The organism is Candidatus Angelobacter sp. (assembly GCA_035607015.1).
GTDB lineage: Bacteria > Verrucomicrobiota > Verrucomicrobiia > Limisphaerales > AV2 > AV2.
This window is the reverse complement of sequence record DATNDF010000510.1, coordinates 1-3,840: the sequence shown is the minus strand read 5'-3', so window position 1 is coordinate 3,840 and position 3,840 is coordinate 1. Positions and strand designations below refer to the sequence as shown.

General features: G+C 59.0%; 4 protein-coding genes. All 4 read right to left on the bottom strand.

Annotated elements, in window-relative coordinates; translation table 11 throughout:
* Nucleotides 1–111: 111 nt before the first annotated feature.
* Nucleotides 112–699: a hypothetical protein gene (locus tag VN887_20560; protein ID HXT42412.1), complete on the bottom strand. Its 588-nt coding sequence runs from the start codon at nt 697–699 to the stop codon at nt 112–114.
* A gap of 103 nt (nt 700–802) precedes the next feature.
* Nucleotides 803–1,495: a response regulator transcription factor gene (locus VN887_20555; protein ID HXT42411.1), complete on the bottom strand. Its 693-nt coding sequence runs from the start codon at nt 1,493–1,495 to the stop codon at nt 803–805.
* Complete coding sequence (locus tag VN887_20550) at nt 1,492–2,625, bottom strand: PAS domain S-box protein (GenBank protein ID HXT42410.1); 1,134 nt, start codon at nt 2,623–2,625, stop codon at nt 1,492–1,494. The genes VN887_20555 and VN887_20550 overlap by 4 nt, the downstream gene beginning before the upstream one ends.
* A gap of 60 nt (nt 2,626–2,685) precedes the next feature.
* Nucleotides 2,686–3,567, bottom strand: coding sequence for a helix-turn-helix domain-containing protein (locus VN887_20545; protein ID HXT42409.1), 882 nt, complete (start codon nt 3,565–3,567; stop codon nt 2,686–2,688).
* Nucleotides 3,568–3,840: the final 273 nt, after the last annotated feature.

Below are 3,840 nucleotides of genomic sequence, written 5' to 3'. Positions count from 1 at the left end.
CGGCGCGGCCAGGTTTTTGAGAAGCTCAGCCGGATGAATGTGGAAGTAAGGAAGCGGAAATAGCAAGTGTCGGGACCCGCCCCGTACCCGACCCTCACCGGTCACGGCCATTCATTCGTTGATGCCCCACTGTGGTTCCGGCCTGCTGCGATGCGCGAGGATTTCTTCCAGCACGGACGACATTGTCTCCGCCCTTCCGCGCAAGCGCTGCGTGGAAAATTCAGCGTCCGCCGGTTTTTGCGCCAGTTCCTCGATGTGCGAAAAGAATTCCATCTTTCCCCTTGCCGCCGCGTCGCGCAGATAAGTGAAGACCGGAACCGAACGGGCGAGCTCCTCCGCTGCACTGGCGATCAGAGCCACCAGTGCCCGAGGGCGTGCGGAACTGTGGGGCAGACAGGATTCGAGCCAGACTTTGACACTGGGCTGGAGGGTATCCGTGTGCGTGGCAATAATGAGCATGTCTGCTTCGCGTGCGAGCCACCCGGCCGCTTCGCTCAACCCCGGCGTCTGCAGGGTTTCGAACTTCAACACTTCATAGGTCAAGTCATAATCCCGACCCAGTTCGCGAGCCAGACCGTCGTAGGCGCGCATCGCGCGCCGCACGTCTGCGATGCCCTCGCAGGCCATCACGATGTTAATGATCGGTCCGGATTGGTGATGCGCCTTATCCACGAATGTGCGATACAAGACCGCTTGCATTGGTTTCAGTTTAGGACCGGACGCAGGTTTCAACAATCGGGGTATCTCCCGATCATTTCTAAGGGAATCGCCTATTGATCCGGACGCCTGAGACGCGACCACGTCACGAACTGGCGCTCTGCGCCTCGACCCAGCGGACGGCGAAACGGATCAATTCCGACGCGGATTCCAGCTTCAGCTTGGCCTTGATGTTCACGCGATGGACTTCGACGGTCTTCACACTCAGATGCAGCTTCTGGGCGATCTGTTGCGTCCCCTTTCCCTGGCCGATCAGTTGGAACACCTCGAACTCGCGGTCGGTGAGATTCCCCATCGGTGACCGACGGCTGGTTTCCGAGCGGTTGCCTGAGAAAATCTCAAGGATGCGGGCGGACATTTTTTCACTGACGTAGATCTGACCGCCCAGAACCTGGCGGATGGCCTCCATGAGCTTCCTTCCGCCCTCCTGCTTCATGATGTAACCGCGACCGCCGGCGCGCAGGACGCGCTCGGCGTACAGCGATTCATCGTGCATCGAAATTACCAGAACCGCCAATCCCGGATGAATTGCCTGAACGTCCTTGATCAGTTCAAGGCCGCTTTTATCGGGCAGCGTAATGTCCGCGAGCATGAGGTCGGGAACGTGTTTATTTGCGGCCTCCAGCGCCCCGCGGGCATCTTCCGCTTCGGAACAAACGACCAGGTCGGGTTCATTGCCGATGAGTTGCGCCAGGCCCTGGCGCATCATGGGATGATCGTCCACGATCAGGATGCGCTTCTTCGTCGAGGCGGGAACCGCTTTTTTGAGGGCGCTCATAGGTTCTTGTCGAAAGCGCATGTTACTGTCGTGCCCGGACCGTCGCCACCTTGGATTTGCAGAGAGGCTCCGATCTCGCCGGCCCGGTACTCCATGATCCGCAACCCCATTCCCTGGCTCTGTTTCGCTTCACCGGGGAACCGCGCACCGTCGTTGGAGATCAGCAGGCAATGCTTGTCACCCATCGTCCGGAAGGCGATCAGGATTTTCTTCGCCTTGCCGTGTTTGATGGCGTTGTTGATGGCTTCCTGTGCAATCCGATAAAGGTGCGTCGCCGCGGCGTTGTTCTGAATGAGGATCGGCTCGTCGTACTGAAAACGGCATTCGATCATGAACATGCGCTCGACATTGGGCGCAAGCTCCTGAAGAGCCGACATCAAGCCGTTCGCTTCCAGTTGCACCGGAGAGAGACCGCGTGCCAGGCGGCGGGTGTGCGCGATGGCTTCGCGCACGTGCCGGGCGATTTCGCCCGCTCGGTCAGCCTCCGCCCTGGCCTTCACGGCCAGCTTCTGTTCGAGCACGCCGCACATCAACTCGATGCCCGCCAGTTGCTGGCTCAGACCATCATGAAGATCCTGACCGATGCGCCGCTGTTCACGGTTGCTGGCTTCGAGGATCTCCCGCTCAAGGCGCTTCCGTTCGGTGATGTCGCGTACGAAACCCGTAAACATGCACCGGTCGGCGAGCCTGACCTCGCTGACCGAAAGGTCCATCGGAAAGATGCTTCCGTCCTTCCTCCGGCCGACCACTTCCCGGCCAATGCCGATGATCTTTGCGTGGCCGGTCCGCAGGTAGTTGGCGAGATAACCGTCATGCGCCTCGCGGTAGGGCGACGGCATGAGGGCACTGACGTTTTTCCCGATAATCTCCGCGGCCCGGTAGCCAAAGATTTTTTCCGCCGCCGGGTTCGCCGACTCAATGATGCCGCGTCCGTCAATGGTGATGATGCCCTCGACGGCTGTTTCAAGAATCGCGCGCAGACGCTCCTCGCTGTCGCGCAAAGCGGCTTGCGTGCGGTGGCGTTCGCGGGTCCGTTCAGCCTGTTGCACTGCGTTGACGGCGGTCTTCCGCTCCAGTTCCTCTACTCGGTCGATCAATTCGGCGCGCGTCAGCCGGGCGTAATCTTTCATCGCGCGGATGGTAGCAGAAGTCGCGGCCGCGACACACGAAAAGAAGGCCGGAGCAATGCTTCACGCGCGAGCCAGTTGACCGCGATATCGGGTCGGCGACTGGCCGATGATCTTTTTAAACACCCTGTTAAAATGGGTGAGAGATTGAAAGCCGACCTCGTAGGCGATCTCGCTGATGCGCAGGTTCGGGTTCAGCAGCAGGTTTTTCGCCTTTTCGATCCGGATCCGTGACAGGTAGTCGGTAAAATTGATCCCGGTCATCTTTTTGAAAATCTTGCAGAAGTAAAACGTGCTGGTGTTGACCGCCCTGGCCACCTGGCCCAGGGAGAGTTCTTCCGCCTGATGCTCGTGGATAAACTGCTTCGCGCGCGCAATCACCGGCGGCTCGGCGTTCTCCTGTTGGACGACGACCTGGTTGCCCACCATCGAGAGATGTTGCGCGAAAATGCTCAACAGCTTGACCACGGACTCATGTTGTCGGGCCGGCAGCACACGGCTGCCGAAATAGGCTTCGCGCAGCGCGGACTGGTCCACGTCAAGACCCCATTCGGCGACGAGCCGGGTCATGCGATTGAACTGCGCCTCGGTCGGCTTTCGCGCGAACACCTGACCAGTCTGTAAAAAACCGATCAGGCGGTCGCCCATCCGGACGGGCACTGCGGTGTCGCACAAGCCCAGCTGGCAGGTGACAGACTGCGCTTCGTGCGTAGCCGTCTCTGAAAGCTTTTGCTGCACCTGAAGACAGGCGGCACAGGCGCGGCTTTTCTGCGCTACCAATGCGCAAAACGGATTCTCGCCCCGCTTTCCGTGATGCGGCAGTTGCCAGGATTCGACGGGCCGCAAGGCCACCGGCAGGCCGGTCGCCTCGCTAAAAGCGCGCTCGTAGTCCTGATAAATCTTCGAATGCGTCAACGCCTCGATCAGACCTTTGTTGTCGTTCATATTCTTCTGCTTTCTCGCTTCGTCAAATTTGCTTTGTCGGGGGCAAAATACGCGTGAAGGGAAAAAGCCACAATTGGGGGAACCCCATGATCGTTTTGGAGGACAACCCACTAGACGGACTAGGGGATTCCCCTAGAAGCGGTTTCACAAGCTGACAAATTGTAAGTACTTTTCCCTTGTACCTTTACGACGGATCTGTGAAAAGCTGGGGATGGCAAAACTCATGTTATCCGACTCCCAGTGGGCCAGGCTGGAGCCGTTGCTGCCGCAGTA

Coding starts and splice junctions, on each gene's coding strand:
- VN887_20560 (HXT42412.1), bottom strand. CDS start 699: ATGCAAGCGGTCTTGTATCGCACATTCGTGGATAAGGCGCATCACCAA.
- VN887_20555 (HXT42411.1), bottom strand. CDS start 1,495: ATGAGCGCCCTCAAAAAAGCGGTTCCCGCCTCGACGAAGAAGCGCATC.
- VN887_20550 (HXT42410.1), bottom strand. CDS start 2,625: ATGAAAGATTACGCCCGGCTGACGCGCGCCGAATTGATCGACCGAGTA.
- VN887_20545 (HXT42409.1), bottom strand. CDS start 3,567: ATGAACGACAACAAAGGTCTGATCGAGGCGTTGACGCATTCGAAGATT.